Source organism: Micromonospora sp. CA-263727, from assembly GCF_050942455.1.
Lineage (GTDB): Bacteria > Actinomycetota > Actinomycetes > Mycobacteriales > Micromonosporaceae > Micromonospora.
In genome coordinates this window covers 3274023-3299453 of record NZ_CP192031.1, presented here as the reverse complement: position 1 = coordinate 3299453, position 25431 = coordinate 3274023, and the positions used below count along the sequence as shown (strand labels likewise).

At 71.2% G+C, this 25431-nt stretch carries 24 protein-coding genes; 11 read left to right on the top strand and 13 right to left on the bottom strand.

All coding sequences use genetic code 11. The annotated features are described in order from the left end of the window. The first annotated feature begins 3 nt into the window (after positions 1-3). The 9 genes from ACQPYA_RS14515 to hypE are packed head-to-tail and all read left to right on the top strand — an operon-like array spanning position 4 to position 7165. Positions 4-1128, top strand: a complete 1125-nt coding sequence (locus ACQPYA_RS14515) for a hydrogenase expression protein HypE (RefSeq protein WP_433533113.1) — start codon at positions 4-6, stop codon at positions 1126-1128. After that, the gene (locus ACQPYA_RS14510; RefSeq protein WP_433533112.1) at positions 1125-2924 is read left to right on the top strand and encodes a nickel-dependent hydrogenase large subunit; all 1800 of its coding nucleotides are present in this window, start codon (positions 1125-1127) and stop codon (positions 2922-2924) included. Before ACQPYA_RS14515 ends, ACQPYA_RS14510 begins: the two co-directional genes overlap by 4 nt. After that, a complete protein-coding gene (locus ACQPYA_RS14505) occupies positions 2917-3627 on the top strand; it encodes a hypothetical protein (protein WP_433533111.1) in 711 nt (236 codons plus the stop codon). Before ACQPYA_RS14510 ends, ACQPYA_RS14505 begins: the two co-directional genes overlap by 8 nt. Next, the gene (locus ACQPYA_RS14500; protein ID WP_433533110.1) at positions 3624-4238 is read left to right on the top strand and encodes a DUF5947 family protein; all 615 of its coding nucleotides are present in this window, start codon (positions 3624-3626) and stop codon (positions 4236-4238) included. Before ACQPYA_RS14505 ends, ACQPYA_RS14500 begins: the two co-directional genes overlap by 4 nt. Positions 4239-4252: 14 nt before the next feature. Continuing rightward, positions 4253-4456 carry a hypothetical protein gene (locus tag ACQPYA_RS14495; RefSeq protein ID WP_433533109.1) on the top strand — a complete coding sequence of 68 codons (204 nt, stop codon included), beginning with the start codon at positions 4253-4255 and terminating at the stop codon, positions 4454-4456. Between the two features lie 25 nt (positions 4457-4481). After that, positions 4482-4583, top strand: a complete 102-nt coding sequence (locus tag ACQPYA_RS14490; protein ID WP_433533108.1) for a DUF6893 family small protein — start codon at positions 4482-4484, stop codon at positions 4581-4583. 22 nt (positions 4584-4605) lie between these two features. Then, complete coding sequence (locus ACQPYA_RS14485; protein ID WP_073835171.1) at positions 4606-4878, top strand: HypC/HybG/HupF family hydrogenase formation chaperone; 273 nt, start codon at positions 4606-4608, stop codon at positions 4876-4878. A gap of 11 nt (positions 4879-4889) precedes the next feature. Then, positions 4890-6017, top strand: a complete 1128-nt coding sequence (gene hypD / locus ACQPYA_RS14480) for a hydrogenase formation protein HypD (RefSeq protein WP_433533107.1) — start codon at positions 4890-4892, stop codon at positions 6015-6017. Continuing rightward, a complete protein-coding gene (gene hypE / locus ACQPYA_RS14475) occupies positions 6014-7165 on the top strand; it encodes a hydrogenase expression/formation protein HypE (protein ID WP_433533106.1) in 1152 nt (383 codons plus the stop codon). Before hypD ends, hypE begins: the two co-directional genes overlap by 4 nt. Positions 7166-7225: 60 nt before the next feature. Here the strand turns inward: hypE and hypF are convergent, their stop codons facing one another. From hypF to ACQPYA_RS14450, 5 genes are read right to left on the bottom strand one after another with little or no spacing between them, the layout of a single operon-like run. Next, positions 7226-9502: a carbamoyltransferase HypF gene (gene hypF / locus ACQPYA_RS14470; RefSeq protein ID WP_433533105.1), complete on the bottom strand. Its 2277-nt coding sequence runs from the start codon at positions 9500-9502 to the stop codon at positions 7226-7228. A 5-nt stretch (positions 9503-9507) separates the two neighbouring features. After that, positions 9508-10173: a D-sedoheptulose-7-phosphate isomerase gene (locus tag ACQPYA_RS14465; RefSeq protein ID WP_433533104.1), complete on the bottom strand. Its 666-nt coding sequence runs from the start codon at positions 10171-10173 to the stop codon at positions 9508-9510. Next, positions 10170-10499: a HypC/HybG/HupF family hydrogenase formation chaperone gene (locus ACQPYA_RS14460; RefSeq protein WP_433533103.1), complete on the bottom strand. Its 330-nt coding sequence runs from the start codon at positions 10497-10499 to the stop codon at positions 10170-10172. Before ACQPYA_RS14460 ends, ACQPYA_RS14465 begins: the two co-directional genes overlap by 4 nt. After that, positions 10496-11110, bottom strand: a complete 615-nt coding sequence (locus tag ACQPYA_RS14455; RefSeq protein ID WP_433533102.1) for a D-sedoheptulose-7-phosphate isomerase — start codon at positions 11108-11110, stop codon at positions 10496-10498. Before ACQPYA_RS14455 ends, ACQPYA_RS14460 begins: the two co-directional genes overlap by 4 nt. Positions 11111-11120: 10 nt before the next feature. Further along, positions 11121-11498 carry a helix-turn-helix transcriptional regulator gene (locus ACQPYA_RS14450; RefSeq protein WP_433533101.1) on the bottom strand — a complete coding sequence of 126 codons (378 nt, stop codon included), beginning with the start codon at positions 11496-11498 and terminating at the stop codon, positions 11121-11123. Between the two features lie 183 nt (positions 11499-11681). Here ACQPYA_RS14450 and ACQPYA_RS14445 point away from each other — a divergent pair, with 183 nt between their 5' ends. Continuing rightward, positions 11682-13169 carry a hypothetical protein gene (locus ACQPYA_RS14445; protein WP_433533100.1) on the top strand — a complete coding sequence of 496 codons (1488 nt, stop codon included), beginning with the start codon at positions 11682-11684 and terminating at the stop codon, positions 13167-13169. A 175-nt stretch (positions 13170-13344) separates the two neighbouring features. After that, on the top strand, positions 13345-14151 hold the full coding sequence (locus tag ACQPYA_RS14440; RefSeq protein ID WP_433533099.1) for an SDR family oxidoreductase: 807 nt from the start codon (positions 13345-13347) through the stop codon (positions 14149-14151). A 180-nt stretch (positions 14152-14331) separates the two neighbouring features. Here ACQPYA_RS14440 and ACQPYA_RS14435 read toward each other — a convergent pair whose 3' ends face one another. The 8 genes from ACQPYA_RS14435 to ACQPYA_RS14400 form a co-directional block, all read right to left on the bottom strand. Continuing rightward, on the bottom strand, positions 14332-17853 hold the full coding sequence (locus ACQPYA_RS14435; protein ID WP_433533098.1) for an indolepyruvate ferredoxin oxidoreductase family protein: 3522 nt from the start codon (positions 17851-17853) through the stop codon (positions 14332-14334). Positions 17854-17878: 25 nt separating this feature from the next. Then, complete coding sequence (locus ACQPYA_RS14430; RefSeq protein ID WP_433533097.1) at positions 17879-18997, bottom strand: mandelate racemase/muconate lactonizing enzyme family protein; 1119 nt, start codon at positions 18995-18997, stop codon at positions 17879-17881. Beyond that, entirely contained in the window at positions 18994-19797 is an 804-nt protein-coding gene (locus ACQPYA_RS14425; protein ID WP_433533096.1) for an ABC transporter ATP-binding protein, read from the bottom strand. Before ACQPYA_RS14425 ends, ACQPYA_RS14430 begins: the two co-directional genes overlap by 4 nt. Before the next feature lie 76 nt (positions 19798-19873). Next, entirely contained in the window at positions 19874-20827 is a 954-nt protein-coding gene (locus ACQPYA_RS14420) for an ABC transporter ATP-binding protein (RefSeq protein ID WP_433533095.1), read from the bottom strand. A gap of 3 nt (positions 20828-20830) precedes the next feature. Continuing rightward, positions 20831-21727 (bottom strand): ABC transporter permease, encoded by an 897-nt coding sequence (locus tag ACQPYA_RS14415; protein WP_433533094.1) that lies wholly within the window; start codon positions 21725-21727, stop codon positions 20831-20833. Further along, a complete protein-coding gene (locus ACQPYA_RS14410; protein WP_433533093.1) occupies positions 21724-22674 on the bottom strand; it encodes an ABC transporter permease in 951 nt (316 codons plus the stop codon). The genes ACQPYA_RS14415 and ACQPYA_RS14410 overlap by 4 nt, the downstream gene beginning before the upstream one ends. A gap of 70 nt (positions 22675-22744) precedes the next feature. Further along, the gene (locus ACQPYA_RS14405; RefSeq protein WP_433533092.1) at positions 22745-24286 is read right to left on the bottom strand and encodes an ABC transporter substrate-binding protein; all 1542 of its coding nucleotides are present in this window, start codon (positions 24284-24286) and stop codon (positions 22745-22747) included. Positions 24287-24779: 493 nt separating this feature from the next. Then, positions 24780-25418 (bottom strand): TetR/AcrR family transcriptional regulator, encoded by a 639-nt coding sequence (locus ACQPYA_RS14400; protein ID WP_433533091.1) that lies wholly within the window; start codon positions 25416-25418, stop codon positions 24780-24782. Between the last annotated feature and the right edge of the window lie 13 nt (positions 25419-25431).

Here is a 25431-nt window from a genome sequence, read left to right as displayed (position 1 = left end):
GGCATGAGCCAGGGCACGCGGGAGCCCGCCGCGGTGCGGCCGGCGGGGAACGGGGTCGACGAGGTCACCATCCTCTGGATCTCCGAGGGGATGAGTTGCGACGGCGACTCCGTGTCGATGACGGCCTCGGACCAGCCGGCCATCGAGGACATCGTGCTGGGGCTCATTCCCGGCCTGCCCAAGGTCAACCTGCACAACAAGGTGCTGTCGCCGACGGCCGGCGGCGAAGAGTTCCTCGCGCCGTACCGCAGAGCGGCCCGCGGGGAGATGACCGAGCCGTTCATCCTGGTCATCGAGGGCTCGATCCCGAACGAGAACATCAACGGCGACGGGTACTGGACGTCCTTCGGCAACGACGAGCGGACCGGCGAGCCGCTGACCGTGAACTGGTGGATCGACCAGCTGGCGCCGAAGGCGTGGGCGGTGGTCGCGGCCGGCACCTGCGCGACGTACGGCGGGATCCACGCCATGGCCGGCAACCCGACCGGCTGCATGGGCCTGGCCGACTACCTCGGGTGGGACTTCCGCTCCCGGGCCGGCCTGCCCATCGTCAACGTGCCCGGCTGCCCGATCCAGCCGGAGAACTTCATGGAGACCCTGACCTGGGTGCTCTACCACGCCGCCGGCTCGGCCCCGCCGCCACCGCTGGACCAGATGCTGCGGCCGCAGTGGCTCTTCGGCAAGACCGTGCACGAGGGCTGCGACCGGGCCGCCTACTACGAGCAGGCCGACTTCGCCAAGGACTACAACTCGCCCAAGTGCCAGGTGAAGATCGGCTGCTGGGGGCCGGTGATCAACTGCAACGTCCCGAAACGCGGCTGGATGGGCGGGGTGGGTGGCTGCCCCAACGTCGGCGGCATCTGCATCGGCTGCACCATGCCGGGCTTCCCCGACAAGTTCATGCCGTTCATGGACATGCCACCCGGTGGCAGCCTCTCCACGTTGCTCATCAAGCCGTACGGCGCGTTGATCCGCCGCCTGCGCGGCATCACCAACGTCACCGCCAACCGGGAACCGAAGTGGCACCACAACGGTCCCGAACTCACCAGCGGCTACAACCCCCGATGGCGTCCCTCCGCGCCGACGGATCCCCGACCACCGGCAGCGATGGAGAGGAACGAGCCTTGACCGCGACGAAACCGAAGCCGGCCGCCGGCCAGAAGCCCGGCGAGCTGGTGGAGATGGCGTGGGATCCGATCACCCGGATCATCGGCAACCTCGGCGTCTACACGAAGATCGATTTTGCGAACCGCATCGTCGCCGAGTGCCACACCACGTCGTCGCTGTTCCGCGGCTACTCGGTGTTCATGAAGGGCAAGGACCCGCGGGACGCCGGCTTCATCACCAGCCGGATCTGCGGCATCTGCGGCGACAACCACACCACCTGCTCGGTCTACGCGCAGAACATGGCGTACGGGATCAAGACCCCGCCGCTGGCCGAGTGGATCATCAACCTCGGCGAGGCCGCCGAGTACATGTTCGACCACACCCTGTTCCAGGACAATCTCGTCTTCGTCGACTTCTGCGAGGCGATGGTCAAGCAGACCAACCCGAGCGTCCTGGCCCGTGCGGAGTCCACCCTGGCCCCGGGTCGGGACATCCACGGCTACCGGACGATCGCCGACATCATGCGGGCCTACAACCCCTTCGAGGGCGAGGTCTACAAGGAGGCGCTGAAGGTCAGCCGGACCACCCGGGAGATGTTCTGCCTGATGGAGGGGCGGCACGTACACCCGTCGACGGTCTATCCCGGCGGCGTCGGCACCATGCCGCAGCCGTCGCTGTTCACCGACTACCTGAGCCGGCTGGTCAGCATCCTGGACTTCGTCAAGAAGGCCGTCGCCATGAACGACGACATCTTCGACTTCTGGTACGAGGCGCTGCCCGGCTACGAGGAGGTCGGCCGCCGCCGGGTGCTGCTCGGCTGCTGGGGCTCCTTCCAGAACCCCGACGTGGTCGACTACCGGTACGAGACCATGACGCAGTGGGGACGGGCGATGCACGTCACGCCCGGCATCGTGGTCGACGGCAAGCTGCTCACCACCGACCTGGTCGACATCAACCTCGGCATCCGGATCCTGCTCGGCAGCTCCTACTACAAGGACTGGGCCGGCCAGGAGGAGCCGTTCGTCAAGTACGACCCGCTCGGCAACCCGGTCGACATCCGCCACCCCTGGAACCAGACCACCCTTCCGGATCCCGGCAAGCGCGACTTCAACGACAAGTACAGCTGGGTGATGAGCCCCCGCTGGTTCGACAAGAGCAGCGGGCAACATCTCGCGCTGGACACCGGCGGCGGCTGCTTCGCCCGGCTCTACACCACCGCGCTGGCCAAGATGGTCGACACGCCGTACGTCAAGTCGACCGGGCACAGCGTGCAGATCCTGCTGCCGAAGAGCGCGACGCTGCCCGAGATGACCCTGGAGTGGAAGATCCCCCGCTGGTCGAACGCGCTGGAACGGGACCGCTCGCGGGCCTACTTCATCGCGTACGCCGCGGCGATGGCGCTCTACTTCCTGGATCGGGCGATGGAGCGGGTGCGCGGCGGCGACATGCGGGTCTTCGCCGACTTCGAGGTGCCGGACGAGGCCATCGGCTGCGGCTTCCACGAGGCCGTCCGGGGCATCCTGTCGCACCACATCGTGATCCGGGACCGCAAGATCGCCAACTACCACCCGTACCCGCCGACCCCCTGGAACGGCAGTCCCCGGGACAGCTACGGCACCCCCGGGCCCTACGAGGACGCGATCCAGAACACCCCGATCTTCGAGGAGAACGGCCCGGACAACTTCAAGGGCGTCGACATCATGCGGGCGGTACGCAGCTTCGATCCCTGCCTGCCCTGCGGGGTGCACATGTACGTCGGCGGCGGCCAGACCCTCAAGAAGATCCACTCGCCGATGTTCGGCGCGTCGCATGGCTGAGCCACCACCGGTCGTCTCCCGGCTCGACGACCCGGCCGTCGAACCGCGGCTGGCCCGCCTCGACGCCCTGCTCAGCCAGCTCGAACAGACCCCCGGCCGCACCGCCGAGCTGGCGCTGGAAGCCGTCGAGCTGCTGACCGAGGTGTACGGCGAGGCGCTGGCCCGGGTCACCGACCTCGCCGCCGGCAACCCCGGCGCGCTCGACCCGCTCACCGGCGACGAGTTGCTGCGGCACCTGCTGCTGTTGCACCGCATCCACCCGGATCCGCTGGACCGGCGGGTGGCCCGGGCGGTCGACGACCTCCGGCCGCAGCTGCGCGCGCAGGGCGCCGAGATCGCGCTGCTCGGCGTCGAGAACGAGGTGGCGCGGATCAGCCTCGCCGCGAGGTCGTGCGGCGGTGGCGGCGCGGCCCTGCGGGACCTGGTACGGCAACAGGTGCTGACCTTCGCGCCGGAGCTATCCGCCGTCGACGTGGTGGCGCCCGCCCCGGTGCCGGCGCTGATCCCGGTCACCACCCTCTGGCAGCGACCGGAGCCACCCGACGCGCCGGCCACGGCGGCGGTCACACCCGACGCGCCGGCCACGGTGGCCGTTGAACCCGGCGTGACGGCCACGAGCAAGGTGGCGGTTACCGGCGGGGTGCCGGCCACGGGCGCGGTGGCGCGAGCGGCGGGGCCGCTGGCGTCGGGCGGCCCGGCATGACGGCCGGCGCGTTGCGGCGGGCCATCCGCCGGGCGGGGCAGCGCACGGCCACGGCCGAGCGCTGTGGCATGTGCGCCGGGCCGGTCCGCCCCGAGCACCGGCACGTGTGGGACCGGCAGGACGGGGAGCTGCTCTGCACCTGCACGCCCTGCTCGCTGCTCTTCGAGCGCGAGGCGGCCGGCGCCGGCCGGTACCAGCTCGTCCCGGCCCGGGGCCGGCGGTTGACCGGCCTGCCCGCCGAGGAGCTCAACGTGCCGGTCGGCCTGGTCTTCTTCGTCAAGCAGGAGGACGGCCGGATGCTCGGGCACTACCCGAGCCCGCTCGGCACCACCGAGTCGGAGATCGATGCCGCTGCCTGGCGGGCCGTCGCGGCGCGATCGTCCGAGCTGGCCGAGCTGGAGCCGCGGGTCGAGGCGTTCCTGGTCTGGACCGGCATGCCGCGCGGCGGTGGCCAGCAGTGGGTGGTGCCGGTCGACGACTGCTTCCGGCTGGTGACGCTCGTCCGGCGGCACTGGACGGGCATGTCGGGGGGAAGCGCGGTGTGGCGGGAGATCGCCGGCTTCTTCGACGACCTGGGCCGACGGCATGCCCAGCCGTCCGGCAACGACTGATGGAGGGGGCGGAGATGGGCGAGATCCGAGTGGGCGATCCCGATGTCGAACTCGACACGCCGGCGCACACCAAGGGCGTCGAGGAGGGCAACTCGCGGCGGCGCAAGCAGCGCGGCCACAACGACGACGGGACGGTGGACCCCGAACGCTCCACCGGCATCCGGCCGGAGGCGCACGGCCCGATCCTGCCGATCATGCCGAACCTGCCGCCGGGCTGAGCGGGTCCGAAGGAGGAGGTGAGCTATGCGGAAGCTCGTGGTGCTGCTGGCCGGCGTCGCCGTGGTGGGGCTGTTCTGGAAGGAACTGCCCGCACTCCGGCGCTACATCAAGATCGAAAGAATGTGAACGGGAAAGGCCGGACGAGCCGATGTGTCTAGGTATCCCGGGCGAGATCGTCGAGATCAAGGCCGGTCACGACGATCTCGCCGTCGTCGACGTGGTGGGCGTCCGGCGGGCGGTCAACATCGGCCTGCTGGAGGCGGACCAGGTCGGCGTCGGCGACTGGGTGCTGGTCCACGTCGGGTTCGCCATGTCCAAGATCGACGAGGCCGAGGCGGCCGCCACGTTGGCGCTGCTGACCGGCCTCGGGCAGGCGTACACCGACGAGTTGCAGGCGCTCGCCGAATCCGACATCAGCTAGGGGATCACCAGATGCGTTTCGTCGACGAGTACCGCGACGCGGAGCGGGCCCAGGTGCTGGCCACCCAGATCGCCGCGTTGTGCGAGCCGGGACGGCAGTACAAGTTCATGGAGGTCTGCGGCGGGCACACGCACACCATCTACAAGCACGGCATCGAGGACTACCTGCCGGAGAGCGTCTCGCTGGTGCACGGCCCGGGGTGCCCGGTCTGCGTCATCCCGATGGGCCGGGTGGACGACGCCATCGCCATCGCCCACGAGCCGGGCGTCATCATGACCGCCTTCGGCGACATGATGCGGGTCCCCGGCGGCACCGGCTCGTTCCTGGACGCCAAGGCGGCCGGCGCGGACATCCGGATGGTGTACTCGCCGCTGGACGCACTGAAGATCGCCCGTACCAACCCGGACCGCCGGGTGGTCTTCATGGCGATCGGGTTCGAGACCACCTCACCGTCGACCGCGATGACCGTGCTGCGGGCCGCCGCCGACGGCATCGACAACTTCTCGGTGTTCTGCAACCACGTCACCATCCTGCCGGCGATCAAGGCCATCCTCGACTCACCCGACCTGCGGCTCGACGGCTTCCTCGGGCCCGGGCACGTCTCCACCGTCATCGGCTGCCGACCGTACGAGTTCATCGCCCGCGACTACGGCAGGCCGCTGGTGTGTGCCGGGTTCGAGCCGCTGGACCTGTTGCAGTCGGTCTTCATGCTGCTCCAGCAGCTCGCCGAGGGGCGCTGTGAGGTGGAGAACCAGTACACCCGGGTGGTGCCCTGGGACGGCAACCTGCGGGCGCTGGAGGCGATCGGCCAGGTCATGCAGCTGCGGCCGTACTTCGAGTGGCGCGGCCTCGGCTTCATCTCGCACTCCGCGCTGCGGATGCGCGACGAGTACGCGGCCCACGACGCCGAGCAGATCTTCGAGGTGCCCGGGGTACGCGTGGCGGACCCGAAGGCATGCCAGTGCGGCGAGGTGCTCAAAGGGGTGCTCAGGCCCTGGGAGTGCAAGGTGTTCGGCACCGCCTGTACGCCGGAGACGCCCATCGGCACCTGCATGGTCTCCTCGGAGGGCGCCTGCGCGGCCTACTACAACTTCGGCCGCTTCACCCGGCAGCGGCTGACCGAGGCGGCGCGGGTATGACGACCGAGCGTACCGCCGGATGGGTCGAGCGCGCGGTGGCCGAGGCGGAGACGGTGACCGACCGCGATGCCGGGCGGCTGTCGCCGGAGGAGCAGGTGCTCAAGCGCATCGAACGGGCCCGCCGACGCGCGCCGAGGATCCGGGAGAGCCGGATCACCCTGGCCCACGGCGCGGGCGGCAAGGCGACGCAGAGCCTGGTCGAGGGGCTCTTCGTCGAGGCGTTCCGCAACCCGACGCTGGCGGCGCTCGGCGACGCCGCGACGCTCAGCGTGGGCACCGGCCGGCTGGCCTTCACCACCGACTCGTACGTGGTGTCACCGCTGTTCTTCCCGGGTGGGGACATCGGCGACCTCGCGGTCAACGGCACCGTCAACGACCTCGCGGTCAGCGGCGCCCGGCCGCTCTACCTGTCGGCCGGGTTCATCCTGGAGGAGGGCTTCCCCGTCGCCGACCTGCGACGGATCACCGCCTCCATGGCCGCCGCGGCACAGCGGGCCGGGGTCCAGGTGGTCACCGGCGACACGAAGGTGGTGCAGCGGGGCAAGGCGGACGGCTGCTACCTCAACACGGCCGGCGTCGGCGTGCTGGAACGCCCGGTGCGCCTGGGCGCGGCGCAGGTCCGGCCCGGTGACGCGGTCGTCGTCTCCGGCCCGATCGGCGACCACGGGGTCACCATCATGCTCGCCCGCGGCGAACTGGACATCGCCGCCGACCTCGCCTCGGACACCGCGCCGCTACCCGGCCTGGTGGCCGCCCTGCTGGACGCGGCGCCCGGGGTACGCCTGCTGCGCGACGCCACCCGGGGCGGCGTGGCGACCGTCCTCAACGAACTGGCGCAGGCGGCCCAGGTCGCCGTCGTCGTCGACGAGTCCCGGGTGCCGGTGCGTCCGGCCGTGACCGGCGCCTGCGAACTGCTCGGCATCGACCCGCTCTACGTGGCCTGCGAGGGACGCCTGGTGGCGGTGGTGGACGGCGCGCAGGCGGAGGCCGCGGTGGCCGCGCTGCGCGGGCACCCGCTCGGCGACGGCGCGGCCGTCATCGGCCACGTCGCCGCCGACCCACCCGGGATGGTGCTGCTCCGGACCGCGTTCGGCGGCACCCGGGTGGTCGACATGCTCGTCGGCGACCCCCTCCCCCGCATCTGCTGAGCTGTAAGGAAGGGACCCTTCTTATCGCTTTTTGTATAGGAGGGGCCCCCTCCTAACATTTCAGGGGCGGGGGCGGGCGGCGGCTATCACGGCTTGGCCGAGGGAGATGCCGCCGTCGTTGGGCGGCACCCGCGAGTGCACCAGCACCCGGAAGCCGTCCCGCTCCAGGCCGCTCACCACCGCTTCGAGCAGCAGCATGTTCTGGAAGACCCCGCCGGAGAGCGCGACGGTGGCCAGTCCCGTGCGCTGCCGGACGGTCTCCGCCGCCCGGAGCACGGCGTCGGCCAGGCCGTGGTGGAAACGCGCGGCGATCCGGCCCGGGTCCACGCCGGCGAGCAGGTCCTCGACCACGCACCGGACCAGCGCGCACCCGGCGTCCCGCAGTGGCACGGGGCCGCCCGCCGCGACCGGGTAACCGCCGCGCTCGTCCCGGTCGGCCCGCTGCTCCAGGGCGATGGCGGCCTGCCCCTCGAAGCTGACGCGGTCGTGCCGGCCGAGGAGCGCCGAGACGGCGTCGAAGAGGCGACCGGCGCTGGAGGTACGCGGGGAGTTCGTTCCGGTCCGCGCCAGCGCCACCACCGCGGGCCACTGCCGCTCGTGCCGCCGCCGCAGCGGCAGCTCCGGTACGGCGTCGCCGTATATCTCGTCGAGGTAGGCCGCCGCCATCCGCCACGGCTCGCGTACCGCCGCGGCCCCGCCCGGCATCGGCACCGCGCCCAGGTGACCGACCCGCTCGAACCCGGCCAGGTCGGCGACGAGCAGCTCCCCGCCCCAGAGGGTGCCGTCCAGGCCGTACCCGAGACCGTCGAAGGCGACGCCGATCACCGGGCCGGGGTCACCGTTGTCGGCCAGGCAGGACGCGATGTGGGCGTGGTGGTGCTGGACACCGATCAGCTCGACGTCCTCGCGCCCCCGGGCGTACTTGGTGGAGAGGTACTCCGGATGCAGGTCGTGGGCGACGATCTCCGGCCGGACGTCGAAGAGCCGGGTGAAGTGCGCGATGCCGTCGGTGAAGGCCCGCAGCGTCTCGTAGTTCTCCAGGTCGCCGATGTGGTGCGAGACGAACGCGCGCCCTCCCTTCGCCACGCAGAAGGTGTTCTTCAGCTCCGCTCCGCAGGCCAGCACCGGCCGGTCGAACCGCCAGGGCACGGTGACCGGCGCGGGCACGTAGCCACGGGAGCGCCGCAGCGGCAGTTCGCGGCCCCGGAACACGCGTACCACCGAGTCGTCGGTGCGGACGTGGATCCGCCGGTCGTGCAGGAGGAAGCCGTCGGCGATCGGCGCGAGCCGCCGACGGGCCTCGTCGTCGCGGTACGCGATGGGTTCGTCGGAGAGGTTGCCGCTGGTCAGCACGATCGGGGTGGCCAGCCGCCGGAGCAGCAGCCGGTGCAGTGGCGTGTACGGCAGCAGCACACCCAGGTCACGGTTGCCCGGCGCCACCGACCCGGCGACCGGGGCGTCGGCGCGGCGCGGCAGCAGCACCACGGGACGGCGGGCGCCGGTGAGCACCGGCTCGGCCGCCGGCGCCACGTCGACGAGGGTACGCGCCGCCGGCAGGTCGGCGACCATCACGGCGAACGGCTTCTCCTCGCGGTGCTTGCGGGCCCGCAGCGCCGCGACCGCCCGGTCGTCGTCGGCCCTCGCGGCCAGGTGGAAGCCGCCGAGCCCCTTGACCGCGACGATCCGCCCGGCCCGCAGCCACCGGACGGCGGTGTCCAGCGGCTCGCCGGGCAGCGGGCTGCCGTCGGCGGTGACGAAGCGCAGGGCCGGACCGCAGGCGGGGCAGCAGACCGGTTCGGCGTGGAAGCGGCGGTCGCCCGGGTCCGCGTACTCGGCGGCGCAGGCGGCGCAGAGCGGGAAGTCGGCCATGGTGGTGCTGCGCCGGTCGTACGGCACGTCCTCGACGATGGTGAAGCGCGGACCGCAGTTGGTGCAGTTGGTGAACGGGTAGCCGTGCCGCCGGTCCGCCGGGTCGCCGAGTTCCGCCAGACAGTCCGGGCAGGTGGCGGTGTCCGGGGAGATCAGGGCGTCCCGACCGACGCCGGTGACGCTGGTGACGATGGCGAAGCCGGGCTGGCCGGTCGGCGGCACCGGCTCGGTGGTGAGCCGGTCGACCTGGGCGAGGGTCGGCGCCCGTCGGCTGAGGTCGGCCACGAAGGCGGCCAGCCGGCCACCGTCCCCTTCGACCTCGACGAAGACGCCCGAGGTGTCGTTGCCGACGAAGCCGGCCAGGTCGTACTCGGTGGCGAGCGCGTGCACGAACGGCCGGAAGCCGACCCCCTGCACGATGCCCTCGACGCGCACCTGCACCCGCCGCACGCCGGCCAGCTCCACCACCGCCGTCAGAGGTCGCCGGTCAACGCCTGCTGGGTGAGTTCCCAGAGCACGTGGTAGACCGTGGTCTGTGCCTCCTGGACCCGGTGCACCGAGGTCGACGGCACCACGAAGAGGTGGTCGACGAACTCGGATCCGGCCATCCGGCCGCCGTCGTAGCCGGCGATGCCGACGGTGAGCATGCCGCGCCGGGCCGCCTCCTCGAACCCCCGCAGGACGTTCGGCGATCCGCCGCTGGTGGAGAGGCCCACCGCGATGTCCCCGGCCCGGCCGAACGCCGCCACCTGCCGGGCGAAGACCACCTCGAACCCGACGTCGTTGGAGAGCGCGGTGATCAGCGCGACGTCGTGGGTCAACGAGATGGCCGGCAGCGGGCGGGCCGCCGCCGGTGGGTGCAGGAACAGCTGCGCGACGTCCTGCGCGTCGGTGCTGCTGCCGCCGTTGCCGAACGCGTACAGCGTGCCGCCGGCCTGGAAGGCCGCGGCGCATCGGCGGGCGCAGTCGACCAACTGTCGCCCGTGCTGGGCGACCAGCGATCCGCGGAGGGCGACGATCTCCGCCGCCTTCGCCGCGGTGGAGCGCGCCACCTCGGCGAGCACCGCCTCCACGTCGGTCGGCCGGGTGTCCAGGAACGGGTAGAGCGCCCCGATCGCGCCCTCGACCCGGGCGCTCACACCGCCACCTCGCTCCGCTCGGCGTCGTCGTGAGGCTCCACACTGCGCTGCTGGTTCCCTCGCTGACGCTCGCTCACGGACCGCTCGACCACGGCGATGGCCTCCTTGGCGTGCACCAGCACCACGTCGCCCGGTCCGGCCTCGACCAGGGCCACGCTGATCTCCTCGGGCCCGGCGTCGGTGTCGACCACGGCAAGGCCGCCGGCCAGCACCTCGCGGACCCGGACGGCGACCGCCACGTCGGCGCAGGTGATGCAGACCTCGTCGTGGCACGCGGGCACGCTCGGGGTGGCCAGCGGGCCGCGGCGCGGCGGCCGACCGGTCACCGGACCGCCTCCGGCTCCAGCAGTCCGGGCTGCTCGAACAGCACGTGCACCAGCTCCCACAGGATGTGGTAGGTCGTCACGTGTACCTCCTTGACGATGCACGGGTCCGTGGAGCGGGCCACCACGACGTGGTCGGCGATGGCCTCCGAGGCGATGTCGCCGCCGTCGCCGCCGAGCAGCCCGACGGTGAGCAGACCGAGGTCGCGGGCCGTCACCAGGCCGCGCCGTACGTTGGCGCACCGGCCGTCGACGGAGAGTCCGAGGGCGATGTCCGTCGGGGCGGCGAGCAGGCGCAGTTGGGCCGCGAAGACCTCGTCGAAGCCGTCCGCCCGGGCGATGCCGGTGAGGGTGGCGGCGTCGTTGGTCAGCGAGATCGCCGGCAGGGCCGGTTTGCCCACGATGACCGGGTGGACGAACTCCACCACGACGTGCTGGGCGTCGGTCGCCGGCCCGCCGTTGCCGAAGACGATCAGCTTGCCGCCGCGGTGGAACCGTACGGCCATCGCGTAGCAGGCCCGCGCGATGCGCGTCGCGTCGGCGGCGAGCGCCTGCGCCGGGGCGACCCGGCGGGCGAAGGCGCGGTCCACCGCCGGTATCACGGGCGACTCCATGCTCCTCCGTTCATCGTCGGGCCGCGGCGCAGCGGTCGACGCCACCGGGGCGCGCTTGCGAGAAGGCCCCCGCCGAACGCCGCAGGCAGGCGTCGATGACCCGGTCGAGCTGCGCCAGTCGGACGGTCCAGGCTCGAAGGTCGTCGCGGCCCTTGCCGGTGAGCTGGTAGCGCCGGCGGGCCGGCCCCGCCCCGGCGGTCTCCCACCCGGAGATCAGCGATTGGTCGCGTTCCAGGCCGCGCAGCACCCGGTAGACGTGGCCGGCTTCCACATCGGGCATTCCCATCTCCCGGAGCCGGTCGATCAGGTCGTATCCGTGGCCGGGCCGTTCGAGGATCAGGAGCAGGAGGAGCGGATGCAGCAGACCACGCAGTTCACGTCCGTGCATGCCGATCCTTCCCGGGCAGCGGGCACCACTTCTCCCGCAGTCAAGCACGCTTTCCTGCTATATCGGACGAAAACACCCGATTAGGTCGGCGAGGCCGCTCGTCCCGGATCACGTGACCCGGACGGCCGGCAGGTAGGGAAATCCCCGATTCCTTCGCCGCGGCCACCCCCTAGGGTCGGCCGCATGGGCACCGACCGTCTCCGCAAGGTTGTCTCGGCCATCCTCACGGCGACGCTGCTGCTCACCGCGACGGCCTGCACCGGCCGGTCGCCCGTCGGCACCGCCAACGCGGCCGACGAGGACCCGTACAGCGAGGCCGCGCTGCGGTACGGGATGGCGCCCGTGCCCCACCCCGACCTGACGTACCAGCCCGACGTGGTCCTCGTCGGCGGCGGTGGCCGCGCGGTCCGGTCGGTCACCGCCGACGGGCTCACCTGGCGGATCGACGGCAACGCCCCGCGCGCCGGCGACCTGGCCCCCGGCAAGGTCATGTTCGTCACCGGGCGGGGCGTCGGCCGGGTGCTCGACATCCAGCGCGAGGGGGACGACCTGCTCGTCACGATCGGGCCGGTCACCATCACCGACGTGATCCGCGACGGCGTCCTGGAGAAGAAGGGCATCGCGATCGAGGACCCGGTCGCCTACCAGGCCGGGGAGCCGATCTGGGCGATGTCCGAGGAGGAGGCCGACGCCGCGCTGCCCACCCCGTCCGGCCGGGCCGGACGGAGCGTGCCGCTGCGGCTCGCCCCGCTGCCGCCCCGGCCCGCCCAGCCGGCGCCGATCCGCGGCGGCGGCGAGGTCAAGTCGGTCGTCGCCAACTTTTCCACCGGCGTCAGCCTCGTCAGCGGGGCCGAGGTCAGCTTCAACTACGACCGCAACGGTACGAAGCTGTTCGGGCGGGCCGCGCTCACCTTCCAGCGGCCGGCGGCGGACTTCCACCTGAGCATCAAGGGCGGCTCGGTGGCCCGGGCCGAACTGTCGGTCAGCGGCGGCTTCGGGGTCCGGTACTCGTTCGAGGCCGGGATCTCCGACGGGCAGAACGTCAAGGCGGTGCTCCCCATCCCGGTGGAGTTCAGCATCCCGATGGGGACCGTGCTCGGCGTGCCGCTGGCGCTCACCATCAGCCAGACCGTCAAGGTCACCACGGCGTTCGGGGCGAAGGTCGGGACCATCAAGGGCAAGGGTGAGTTCTCCCTGGCCGGATCGCTGGGCTACGGGTACGCCAACGGCAGGTTCGGCCCACAGGTCAGCAAGAACTTCCAGCGCAAGGAGAGCCTGATCAACTCCCTGCGTGGGGTGCCGGTCGGCGTGATGGGCCTGCTCATCGAGCACCGGGTCCGGTTCGACCTCGGGTTCAGCGCCTTCGTGCTCAAGGCCGGTCTCTTCTTCGAGGTGTCGACGGCCTACGGGACGACCATGGGGTCGGCGCTGGGGTCGCCGCTGGCGGTCTGTCGCGGGGTGGGGATCGGCGTCTGGGCGTCGTACGGCGTCGGCTATACGATCCTGGCCCCGGTGGTGAATGTGATCAACAAATTCCTCAGCCTGGTGAACATCACTCCGATCAACCCGTCCGGCAAGCTGGGGCCGCCGCCGTACCGCATCCACAAGGCGGAGGAGGTCATTCCGCCGGGGACCAAACTCTGCGGCACCCCGCAACCCGCCGCCGACTGATCCCGCCCTCAGGGCGCGGTGGTCGCCGGCCGGACCGGGTCACGGAGCGCCGTCGTGAGGAGAGGTATCGCCAGGCCCGAACCAATCTCGTCGATACTTGACACTGTTGTCAAGTTCCTGAAGACTCGGCGTAGACGCCGGCGACGGCGACCCCGGCCCGGTTGGGAGCTGGCACATGCGCGCGCTACTGCCCAAAGACCTGCTGCGTCAGCGAACCGTGTTCGTGAGTGGTGGCGGCAGCGGGGTCAACCTGGCGATCGCCAGAGCCTGTGCCCGGGTCGGCGCCAACCTCGTGCTCTGCGGACGTACCGAGGCGAAGCTCAAGGAGGCGGCGGCCGAGCTCACCGCGATCGGCGCCGAAGCGGCCTATGCCGTCGCCGACGTACGCGACGCCGCCGCCGTACAGGCCGCCTTCGAGGTGGCGGCGGAGCACTTCGGCGCGGTCGACGCGGTGGTCTGCGGTGCCGCCGGCAACTTCCTCGCACCCGCCGAGCGGATCAGCTCCAACGGCTTCCGCGCGGTCGTGGACATCGACCTGCTCGGCAGTTTCCACTGTGCCCACGCCGCCTTCGAGCAGTTGCGCCGCACCCAGGGCAATCTCCTGTTCGTCTCCGGCGGGCAGTCGCAGATGCCCTTCGCCCAGCAGGCGCACGTGGCGGCGGCAAAGGCCGGCGTGGACCAGCTCATGCGCTCGCTGGCGCTGGAGTGGGCACCGCACGGCATCCGCTCGAACTCGATCGTTCCCGGCCCGGTCAACGGGACCGAGGGCATGCGGCGGCTGGCCGAGTCGGTCACCGAACAGGTGTGGGCCGACATGGTGCCGCTGGGCCGGTTCGCCGAGCCCGAGGAGATCGCGCAGATGGCCGTGGTCCTGCTCTCGCCGCTCGCCGCCTACGTCAACGGGGCACAGGTCGTGGTCGACGGGGGCATGGCGACGGTCGGCTCCGCCGCCTTCAACCAGGCCGTCCGCCGCGCCGGCTGACCCCGGTCGCATCGCGACAGCACCGCCTCGCGCAGGTCCCCGACACCTCACCCTCCGCGCCCACCGGCCGCCCCGACGGCATCGGGGGCGGCCGGCTCGTCCTCGGCTGCGCTGCCGGCCGGCGGGACCCGGACCGGGCCGTCGGCCCGCCGGCTCGGGAAGCCCGGGCGTCGGGGCCGGTCAGCCCGTCGGCAACGACCGCAGCATCGTCGGGATGGCCGGGTCGAGGCCCAGGGCGCTGGCCTGTGCCGTCAAGTCCGCCAGATAGCGGGCGACGTTGCGGAGCTTGACCTGCTCGTAGCCGCGGATCGTGTCGGCCAGGCCCAGTAGGTCGACGCATCGGTCGAGGTTGCCGGCGGAGACCCCGGCAGCGACCCGCTCGGCGAGCGCGGTGTAGTGGGCGACCAGGTCCCGCTCGACCCGACGCAGGTGCGCATAGCCGAAGAGGTCGAACGGCGTGTGGCGGACCCGCTTGAGCACGGCGAGCGCCCGGAACCCGGGCCGGAACCACGGCCCGAGCCGGATCTTGGAGGTCATCCCCATCGCCCGCAGGATCGGCGGGTGCAGGTACCAGGAGACCTTCGCCCCGGCACCGAACTGCTCGCGCACCGCGTCCCGGGCCGAATCGAGCAGGTGCAGCCGGGCCACCTCGTACTCGTCCTTGTACGCCATCAACCGGTGCAGCTGCGTCGCCGCCGCCCGGGTCAACGGACCGGCCGAGCCGCTCACCGACGTTTCCGCCGCCGCCACCCGCTGCACGGTGTCGAGGTACCGCCCGGCGTACCCGATGTTCTGGTAGTCGACCAGGTCCGCCACCCGGGTGCGCAGCAGGTCCCGCAGCGCCGGGTCGGCCGTGACGGCGGCGACCCGCCCGGCCAGCGCGGACGCCAGCGCGGGCGGGGCGACCCGCCGCCCCCGGGCGGCCACCAGCGCCGCCACGGCGGCCGGGGCCGCCACCGCGGCGCGACCCCACCGGAACGCCTGCACGTTCGCCGCGACGGCGGTCCCGTTGAGCCGGTACGCCTCCTCGATGGACTCCGCCGAGATCGGCAGCGCCCCGCTCTGGTAGGCCGCGCCGACCAGCACGGTGTTGGCCATCAGGTGGTTGCCGAAGACCGCGTCGGCGATCGCCTCCGGATCGACGAAGACGTTGGCGTCGCGGCGGGTCACCTCGCCGAGTTGGGCGGCCTGGGCCTCGATCGACGGGTAGGCGATGCTCGGGTCGACCGCCATGTCCGCCGTCGGGGTCGGACTCAGCGACCCGACCGCCACCGTCCGGACCGGGGACGCCTTGGCCAGGGCCTTGGCGTTCATCGCGGCGAGCAGGTCGAAGGCGAGCATCAGGTCGGTCTCGCCGTCGGCGATCTGGGCGGCCGGTTCTGCCGCGGGATCGGTGTAGACCTGCAACTGCGACACCACGGTCCCGGCCTTCTGGCTGGAACCGGTCAGGTCGAGGTTGCGGACCAGTTTGCCGTCGAGCACCGCCGCGGTGGCCAGCACCTGGCTGACCGTCACCACACCGGTGCCGCCGATGCCGGTCAGGTGGACGTTGAACGCCTCGGTCGGCACGGCCGCCGTCGGCGACGGCAGCTCCGGCAGCGCCGGGCCTGTGCCGTCGGCGGAGGCGCCGGCACGGCCGCCCGTCGAGGTCTCGACCGTCATGAACGAGGGGCAGTCGCCGCGTACGCAGGAGTAGTCGAAGTTGCAGGAGGACTGGTGGATGGTGGTCTTGCGGCCGAACTCGGTCTCCACCGGCTGCACGCTCAGGCACTGAGACTTCGCGCTACAGTCCCCGCAGCCCTCGCAGACCCGGTCGTTGATGACGACCCGCCGGGTCGGCTGGGTCATCTGCCGGCGCTTGCGCAGCCGGCGCTTCTCGGCCGCGCAGTGCTGGTCGTGCAGCAACACGGTGACCCCAGCGGTGGCGGCGAGCACCTCCTGCGCCTCCACCAGCCGCTCGCGCTTCCACACCTGGACGCCGCGGGGCAGCCGGATCCGCCGGTACCGGCGGGTGTCGTCGGTGGTGATGATGGTACGGGTGACCCCCTCGGCGGCCAGCATGCGCACCAGCCGCGGCACGTCCAGCACGCCCTCGACGTGCTGGCCGCCGGTCATCCCGACCGCGCTGTTGTAGAGCAACTTGTAGGTGATGTTCACGCCGGCCGCGACGGCCTGGCGCAGGGCGAGGCTGCCGGAGTGGTGGAAGGTGCCGTCGCCGACGTTCTGGAAGATGTGCGGCGTGCTGGTGAAGGGGGCCATGCCGACCCACTGCGCGCCCTCGCCGCCCATCTGCGTGTAGCCGGCCATGGTGCCGTACTCCTCGCGGGGCACCACGAGTTCCAGGATGTGGCAGCCGATCCCGGCGCCCACCACCGCGCCCTCCGGCACGAGGAGGGAGCTGTTGTGCGGGCAGCCCGAGCAGAAGAAGGGCTTGCGGGAGGTGACCAGCGGCAGCAGCGTCCGGGGGCGGGGCCGCTCCGGCAGCCGGACGACGTCGCCGAGCAGGTCCCGCAGCCGTGGGCCGAGCGCGGCGGCGAGCTGGTCGATGCCGAAGACGCCGTACCCGGGCAGGAAGGGTTCGCCGTCGGCGTCGGTCTTGCCGTGGATCGCCGGTGCCTGCGGGCGACCGTAGAGGGCCTCCTTGAGCATCCGCTCGATCAGCGGCCCCTTCTCCTCCACCACGAAGACCTGCTCCAGCCCCTCGGCGAAGGCCCGCCACTCCCCCGTCGACACCGGCCAGAGCGCGAGGACCTTCTTCACCCGTACGCCGGCGCGGCGCAGGGCGTCGTCGTCCAGACCGAGCCGGTCCAGTGCCCGCCGTACGTCGTAGTAGGTGGTGCCGGGCGCGACGATGCCGAGGCGGGCCGCCGGTGGCGCCACGGTGACCGGGTTGAGCTGGTTGGCCTCGATGTAGCTGGCCGCGATGGCCCGGCGGTGGGTGACCAGGTCCCGCTCGGCCTCGCGCATCGGCGGGCCGGGGGTGTTCACCCGCAGCTTCGGTGTGTAGCCCGCCTCGGGCCGCACGAACCGCAGGCGGTCGGGGGTGACGTCGGCCGAGCCGGAGGCGTCGGCGAGGTCGGTGACCATCTTGAATCCGACCCAGAGCCCACTCGCCCGGGACAGGGCGATGCCGTGCGCGGCCAGGTCGAGGATCTCCTGCACGGTGCCGGGGTAGAGCAGCGGCATGCCCCAGTCGATGAACGCGCCGTTGCTGTCGGTCGGGAAGTTGGTCGAGGCGGCGTCCGGGTCGTCCCCGGCGATGACGAGCACACCGCCGTGCGGCGCGGTGCCCCTGATGTTCGCCGTCCGCAGCGCGTCGCCGGCCCGGTCCACCCCGGGCGCCTTGCCGAACCACATGCCGAAGACGCCGTCGACGGTGGCGCCGGGCAGTTCGTTGACGGTCTGACTGCCCCACAACGCGGTCGCGGCGAGATCCTCGTTGAGCCCCGGCTGGTGCCGGATCCGATGCTCCGCCAGCAGCGCCTGCTGACGGTTCATCTCAAGGTCGACCCCGCCGAGCGGCGAGCCGGGGTAGCCCGACACCAGGCCGGCGGTGTCCAAACCGGCGGCGGTGTCCCGGCGGCGCTGGTCGAGCAGCACCCGGACGAGCGCCTGGATCGCGGTCAGGTACACCCGGCCCTCCCTCCGGGTGAACCGGTCGGCGAGGGTGAAGTCCGAACCGGGCTCGTTGGTGATCGTCATGGGTGTCAATCCCGTCCGAGAAGGGTCAGTGCCCGACGACCGAACTGGAGTCGCCGACGGTGAGCCGGCGTACGGTCAGGTTGTCGATCTCGTCTTCGTCGATCTCGTACCCCAGGCCGGGCTTGGTCGGCGCGTCCACGTATCCGTCGGCGTTGACCCGCAGGGTGTCCTTCATCCCCTGGTCCAGCACGCCGGTGGGGACCGGCAGCTCGACCAGGTCGCAGTTGTGGATGGCCAGCATGACGTGGAAGTGCGCGGCCTGGATCAGGGTCGAGCCGTAGCTGTGCGGCTCGAACTTCACGCCGAACGCCTCGCAGAGCGCGGCGGTCTTCTTCATCGCGGTGATGCCGCCGGTCCAGTCCCCGACCGAGCGCACCGAGTCCACCGCGTGGTTCACCAGGTACGGCGGCACGAACTTGAGGCCACCACCGACGCTCTCCACCGCCGTGATCGGGATCGAGAAGTACCGGGTCAGGTCGGCCAGACCCTGGATGTCGGCATCCTCGATGGGCGCCTCGTACCAGTAGAAGTCCAGCTCCTCCAGCACCTTGCCGACCTTGAACGCGCCCTGCCGGTCGTAGGCGTTGACCGGGTCGAGCATCAGGTCCATGGTGTCGCCGACCGCCTCGCGTACCGCCCGGCAGACCTCGATGTCCTTCTCCGGCACCCCGAAGGCGTGCAGCTTGTACGCGGTGAAGCCCTCGTCGCGGCACTCCAGCGCCAGGTCGACGTACTCCGGCACGGTGTCGTAACGCACCGTGCTGGCGTAGGCGCGTACCCGGTCGCGGGCCGCGCCGAGCAGCTTGTAGACGGGCTGCTCGTGGATCTTGCCGACCAGATCCCAGAGGGCGATGTCCACGCCCGAGGAGACCGCGTTGGGGGCGGTGAGGTTGTCGGTCAGCTCGTAGGAGAACCGCTCGATGTCGTGCGGGTCCCGGCCGACCAGGGTGTCGCGCACCCGGGGCAGCATGTCCTCGAACTGGCCCGGCCCGGCGAGCCAGGTGATGCACTGCCCCTCGTGCCCCTCGTCGTCGCGGATCCGCAGCAGGATCATGCCGACCCGGCGCGGCGGGAGCTGGTCCTTCCACTGGAACTCGAACTCGGTCGGCTTGAGCAGTTGGGCGGAGACCTCAGTGATCTTCACGGTCGGATCCTCTCTTCCTCGGATTCCAGCGAACGCAGCTCGGAGGCGGCGATGAGGCTGCGGGTGTACTCGTGTCGGGGGTTGCCGAGCACCTCGGCCACCGTGCCCTGCTCCACGATCTGGCCCTTCAGCAGCACGGCGACCCGGTGGCACAGGTGACGCACCATGTGCATGTCGTGGGCGACGAAGACGTAACTCATCTCGAACTTCTCCTGAAGGTCGAGCAGGAGGTTCGCGATCTGGGCGCTCACCGAGACGTCGAGGGCCGACATCGGCTCGTCGAGCACGATGACGTCCGGCTCCTCGGAGAGGCTCCGGGCGATGGCCACCCGCTGCCGCTGCCCGCCGGAGAGCTGGTGCGGGAAACGGTCGGCGAACTCCGGCGGCAGCGACACCACCGACAGCAGCTCGGCCGCGCGGGCGCGGCGTTCGGCCCGGCCGGCCCGGCGTTCGATGGAGCGCCGCTCGGTGATGATGTCCCAGAGCCGTCGCCGCGGGTTGAGCGAGCTGTACGGGTTCTGGAAGACCGCCGAGACCGAGTTGAAGAAGTCGCGCCGGTGCTCGGTGGTGAACCGCGAGCGGGGCGTACCCCGGAAGCTCACCGTGCCGCTGGTCGGCTGCTCGATGCCGAGCAGGATCCGCATCAGCGTGGTCTTGCCGCTGCCCGACTCCCCCACCAGGCCGACCATCTCCCCCCGGGCCACCCCGAAGGTGACGTCGGTCAGGGCGTGGGTGGTGCCGGCGGTGCGGCTGCGGTACGTCTTGGAAACATTGACCGCTTCCAAAATTCGCTCGCTCATGTCGGCACTCCGCTTCGCTCCGTGCCGCCATGAGGCACCACCACACCGGGCTGATGATTCGCTCGCTGACGCTCGCTCATGAGTTCACCGGGTTCCAGCAGGCGTACGACGCGCCGTCCGGCCGCATCGCGGTGACCGGCATCTGCTGGTGGCAGAGGTCGGTCGCGACGGGGCAGCGGGGGGCGAAGGGACAACCGGGCGGCATCGCGGTCAGCGACGGTGGGCTGCCGGAGATCGCGCGCAGGCGCTGCCGGGGCCCGACCTCCAACGAGCTGGCGTCGAGCAGCGCCCGGGTGTACGGGTGCGACGGGTTGTCGGTGACCGCGGCGAGCGGGCCCGACTCCACCACCACGCCGCCGTACATCACCGCGACGTCCTGGCAGACCAGCCGGGCCACCCGGATGTTGTGGGTGATGAACATCGTGGTGAGGTGCCGCTCCCGGCGCAGCCGGTCCAGCAGCCGCAGGATGCCGATCTGGGTGGTCACGTCGAGGGCGGTGGTCGGCTCGTCGGCGATGAGCAGCTGGGGCTCCTTGGCCAGCGCGATCGCGATCGCGACCCGCTGGCGCATGCCACCGCTGAACTGGTGCGGGTGCTCCTTGAGCCGGGCCGCCGCGTCGACGATGCCGAGCGAGGTGAGCAACTCGACGATCACCTCGTCGCGGCGGGCCCGCGGGACGTGCGGCATCGCCTCGACGATCTGCGAGCGGATCGTGTAGAGCGGGTCCAGCGCGGTGGTCGGATCCTGCGGCACGAAGCCGATCAGGGTACGCAGGATCTCCCGCATCTGCCGGGACGTGGCCCGGGTGACGTCCGTGCCGTCGACCCGGATCTCGCCCTCGGCGATGTCGCCGACGGGCGGGCGGATCATCCGCATGACGCTCATCGCCACCGTGCTCTTGCCGCTGCCCGACTCCCCGACGATCGCCATGGCCGAGCCCTTCGGCAGGGTCAGGGTGACGCCGCGCGCGGCGGGGGCGACCCGACCGCCGAAGAAGTAGTGGGTGGTGAGGTTGGTGATCTCCAGCATCTCCTACCGCCTCGTCGCGGGGTCGAGGGCGTGGCGCAGCCAGTCGCCCAGCAGGTTCGCCGCCAGCACGGTGATGCTCAACGCGACACCGGGCACCACCGGCAGCCACCAGGCGGTGGCGAGGAAGGTGCGCCCGTCGGCGAGCATGTTGCCCCAGGAGGCGGCCGGCGGCGGCACGCCGATGCCGAGGAAGCTCAGCGAACCCTCGGCGATGATGGCCAGACCGACCTGTAGCGTCGCCAGCACCAGCAGGGTCGGGATCAGGTTCGGCACCACGTGCCGGGTGATCGCCCAGAGCCGGCTGCCGCCCATGATCTTCGCCATGGTGACGAAGTCCTGGTGGCGGATCTGGATCACCTCGCTGCGCAGCACCCGGGCGTACTGTGGCCAGCCGGCCACCACCAGCACCAGGATCACCACGGTGATGCCCTTGCCGTAGATGGCCACGATGACGATGGCGAGCAGCACCACCGGGAAGGCCATCGAGGCGTCGGCCACGCGGGTCAGCACCGTGTCCAGCCGGCCGCCGAGGTACCCGGCGACCAGCGCGACGACCAGGCCGAGCGCGCCGGCGATGAGCACCGCGCCCGCCGCGACGAGGAACGACACCTGCGCCCCGGCGAGCAGCCGGCTGAGCACGTCGCGGCCGAGTTGGTCGGTGCCGAGCAAATAGGTGGCGCTGCCGCCGGCGAAGACCGGTGGCTTGAGCGACTGGCTCAGGTCGACCTTGTCGGGGTCGTGCGGTGAGATGAGCCCGCCGAACGCGCCGCAGAACGCGAAGACCGCCATCACGGTGCCGGAGAACCAGGGCCAGCGGCCGGCGCGGCGGCCCGGTCTGCGCCGTGACCGGGTGCCGGGCGCGGCGCTGCGCGGGGTCGGCGAGGCGAGGTCGGTGGTCATGCCGGAGCACCCGCCTTCTGCGGCTCGGCGGACGAGTGCGTACGCACCCGCGGGTCGAGCCAGCCGTAGGAAAGATCGACCAGGAAGAGCAGGGCCACGAAGACCAGGGTGTTGATCACGACGATGCCCTGGATCAACGCGTAGTCGCGGGCCTGGATGGCCTGGATGGCCAGTTGCCCCACCCCCGGCCAGGCGAAGAGGTTCTCCACCACGATGGTCCCGGAGAACATCGCCCCGAGTTGGATGCCCGCCAGGGTCACCACCGGCAGCGAGGCGTTGCGCAGGATGTGGGTGACCAGCACCGCCGGCGCCACCCCCTTGGCGCGCTCGAACAGCGTCTGGTCCCGTCCCACGATCTCCAGCACCGAGGAGCGGGTGAGCCGGGCGATCGAGGCGAGCGGGAAGGCGGCCAGCGCACAGGCCGGCAGGATGAGGCTGGTGAACCCCTCCGACCCGAAGGCGGGCAGCCAGCCCAGCGTGATGGAGAAGAGCAGGACCAGCAGCATGCCCAGCCAGAACGGCGGCACCGACTGCCCCAGCACCGACAACGCGCGTACCGCCTGGTCGTAGCGCGAGCCGGCGCGCATCCCGGCGACCGCGCCGAGCGCGACGCCGACGACCAGGGCGATGACGAAACCGCTCAGGGCGAGCCGGGCGGTGTTCAGCATCGCCGGCACCACCAGGTCGGTCACCGGCTGGCGATAGCTGACGCTCTGCCCGAGGTCGAGGGTGACGATGCCCCGCAGGTAGTCGAGGTACTGCAGGTAGATCGGCTGGTCCAGGCCGTAGCTGATCCGGATCGCCTCGACCTGTTCGGGGGTCGCGTCGGCCGGCGCGAGCAGCGCGGCCGCGTCGCCACCGAGCCGCGCCAGGAAGAACACGATGGTCACGATGACCCACATCGCGATCAGGCCCTGGAGCAGTCGGTTGAGGATGTATCTGGTCATGGCCCCTCCATGGAGCGTCCGGCCGGGGTGCGGGCGCCCGGCGCAGGGACAGCGCCGGGCACCCGCGTCATCAGTTCGCCCGCAGGTACCAGAACGGGCCTGGGTACGGGTTGCCGTCCATGACCTTCCACTCGGCGACCTTCGGGCCGACCGCGTACACCGCGTCGAGTGAGACCACCGGCAGGCCGAAGAGCGTGGCGTGCAGCTTGCGGCTGATCTCACCGGCGATGACGGCCTGGTCGTCCCGCTTCACGGTGGAGCTGAGCTTGGCGAAGAGTTCGTCGAGTTCGGCGTCCTTGACCGCCGAGTAGCCGCCCGTGGAGGTGTAGAAGATGGAGAGCTTCTCCGGGTCGGAGATGAGCAGGCCCGGCGTGCCGAGGACGACGGCACCGGTCAACTGGTGCTTGACAGCCTTGTCAAGATAGGTGGCCGGATCCATCGCGTCCATGGTCACGTCGACCCCGACCTCCTTCCAGTAACCGATCACGGCCTCGGCGAACTTCTGCACGTCGGCGATGGCGGTGGTCTGGTTGTAGAGGTGCAGGGTGAACTTCAGGTCGCTGGCGCCGGCCGCCGCGAGCAGCCGCTTGGCCTCGGCCGCGTCGTACGGCCAGGCGGTGAGCGAGGTGTCGTTGCCCAACGTCACCGGCAGGGTCGCGTTGACGGTCACCGAACCGAAGCCACGGTAGAGCGAGTCGGCGATGCTCTGCCGGTCGATGGCGAGCATCAGCGCCTTGCGCACGTCGGCGTTCTTGAGCGGCGAGTCCTCCGGGAACCAATTGTCCACGAAGAAGACGTTCGCCACGCTGGCCTGCTTGGAGGTGATCAGCTTGAGGCTCGGGTTGCCCTGCAACTGGGCCGCGCTGTTGGGGGTGAGGCCCTGGGCGATGTCCAGCTGACCGGTCTGGATGCCGGAGAGCCGGCTGCTCTCGTCCGGGATGATCTTCAGGATCAGGTTCGCGAAGTTGGGGATGCGCTCGGTGTCCCAGAAGTCGTCGAACCGGGTCAGCGTCATCGACTCGTTGAAGACCTGCGAGTCGAACTTGAACGGGCCGGCCGCGACCGGCTTCTTGCGGAACTCCTCCTCGCCGACCCGGTTGTAGTAGTCGGTGGCCACCGGCGCCGGGGTGTCGAAGACGAGGTTCGCGTACGGGACCTTGGTCTTGATCCTGATCTCGTGGTCGTTGACCACCTCGACCGTGTCGATCTTGTTGAAGTAGGCCTGGTACGAGGTGAAGTCCGGGTTCTTCACCCGGTTGATCGACGTCTCGACGTCCTTGGCGGTGAACGCCGAGCCGTCGTGCATCTTGACGCCCTCGCGCAGCTTGATGTCCCAGGTCAGGTTGTCGTCGCTGACCGACCACTCGGTGGCCAGCGCCGGCACCTGCACCATGTCCAGGTCCTGCCGGATCAGCGGCTCACCGACCGACCACTTGATCGGGTAGGTGTTGCCGCCCTCGTTGGCGAGCACCGGGTCGGCGTACTGCTGTTGCAGGGTGGCGACGCCCACGGTGAGCGTCTGGTTCTGCGCGACGGCCGGGATCTCGCCGTTGCCCTGGTTGGGCGTGTCGGCGCCGCGGCAACCCGCGGCGACGAGGGTTGCGGTCAGCACGCCAGCGATCAGGGCAACGCGTCCAGCGTGTCGCCCACGTCGGGGACGGGTGCCACGGCCGGTGGCCATGGACCTCGTGGGGTTCGACATCCACTACTCCCTAAGAGGTGTGCGCGGGGCCGGGCCCGGCGCGGTGAAAGCAGCGTCTTGAGGTGGCCGGCGCGGTGGGAGATCAGTAGCGCGGGCCGGGGTGATCCGTAGAGCGGAAGCCGGCGGAGCGGCTCCCCGAAACATCGCCGAAGTCAGTTGTTGACATGCATGTCAAGTGTGACCAGAGCCACCGAGGCTGTCAAGGGGTCGGTTGTCAAGTCCCGATCTGCCAGGTGGGCGGATGACGCGCCGTCACGGGTCACCGCTGTGGACGGCGGCCGGTCGGCGACCTCCGGCCGCCAGGCAGGTGGGACCGGCCCGAGAGCCGGCCGGGACGGGCCCACGGGCGGGCCGGAACGAGCCCGCGAGCGGGCTGGGACGGGCCCACGGGCGGGCCCGGAGATCAGCGCTGGCCGGAACGCAGCGTCTTGCGCCAGACCGTGGCCAGCGCCTCCACCAGCCGGTCCTCGTCGAAGTTCTTGTCCAGACAGAACCAGAGGTAGCAGCTGTACTCCAGCATCGCGCCGAGCACCTCGGCGGTGTACTCGATGTCGAGGTCGGGGTCGGCCAGCATGCCGCTGGACGCCATCCGGGTGATGCCCCGCCGGGTACGCCGCACGAAGGTGTCCCGGATGTCCAGGCGCAGCTCGCGCATCTCCGGCGAGAACGTGCCCACCTGCTCGATCAGGCCGATCATCTGCGCGTGTGGACGGTAGGCGTGCACGAAGCGGCGCACCAGGTCGCGGATCCGTTCGTCGAAGCCACTGGTCGGGATCGGGGTGGCCATCGAGGCAAGCATCGAGTCGACCACGTCGTGCGCCACCGCCGAGAAGATGGCTTCCTTCGTGTCGAAGTACGTATAGAAGGTGCCGTGGGAGACCTGTGCCTCCTTGACCACGTCGCGTACCCGGGTCTCGATGAAACCCTTGCGCTCGAAGACCCGGCGTGCCGCGTCCAACAACTCCCGCTTGCGCGCCGCGCCGCGATCGGTGAGGGGGCCGTTGTCGCGGCGCGCCTGCTGCACCTCGGTCGGGCCGGGCATGTGCTCTCCTGGG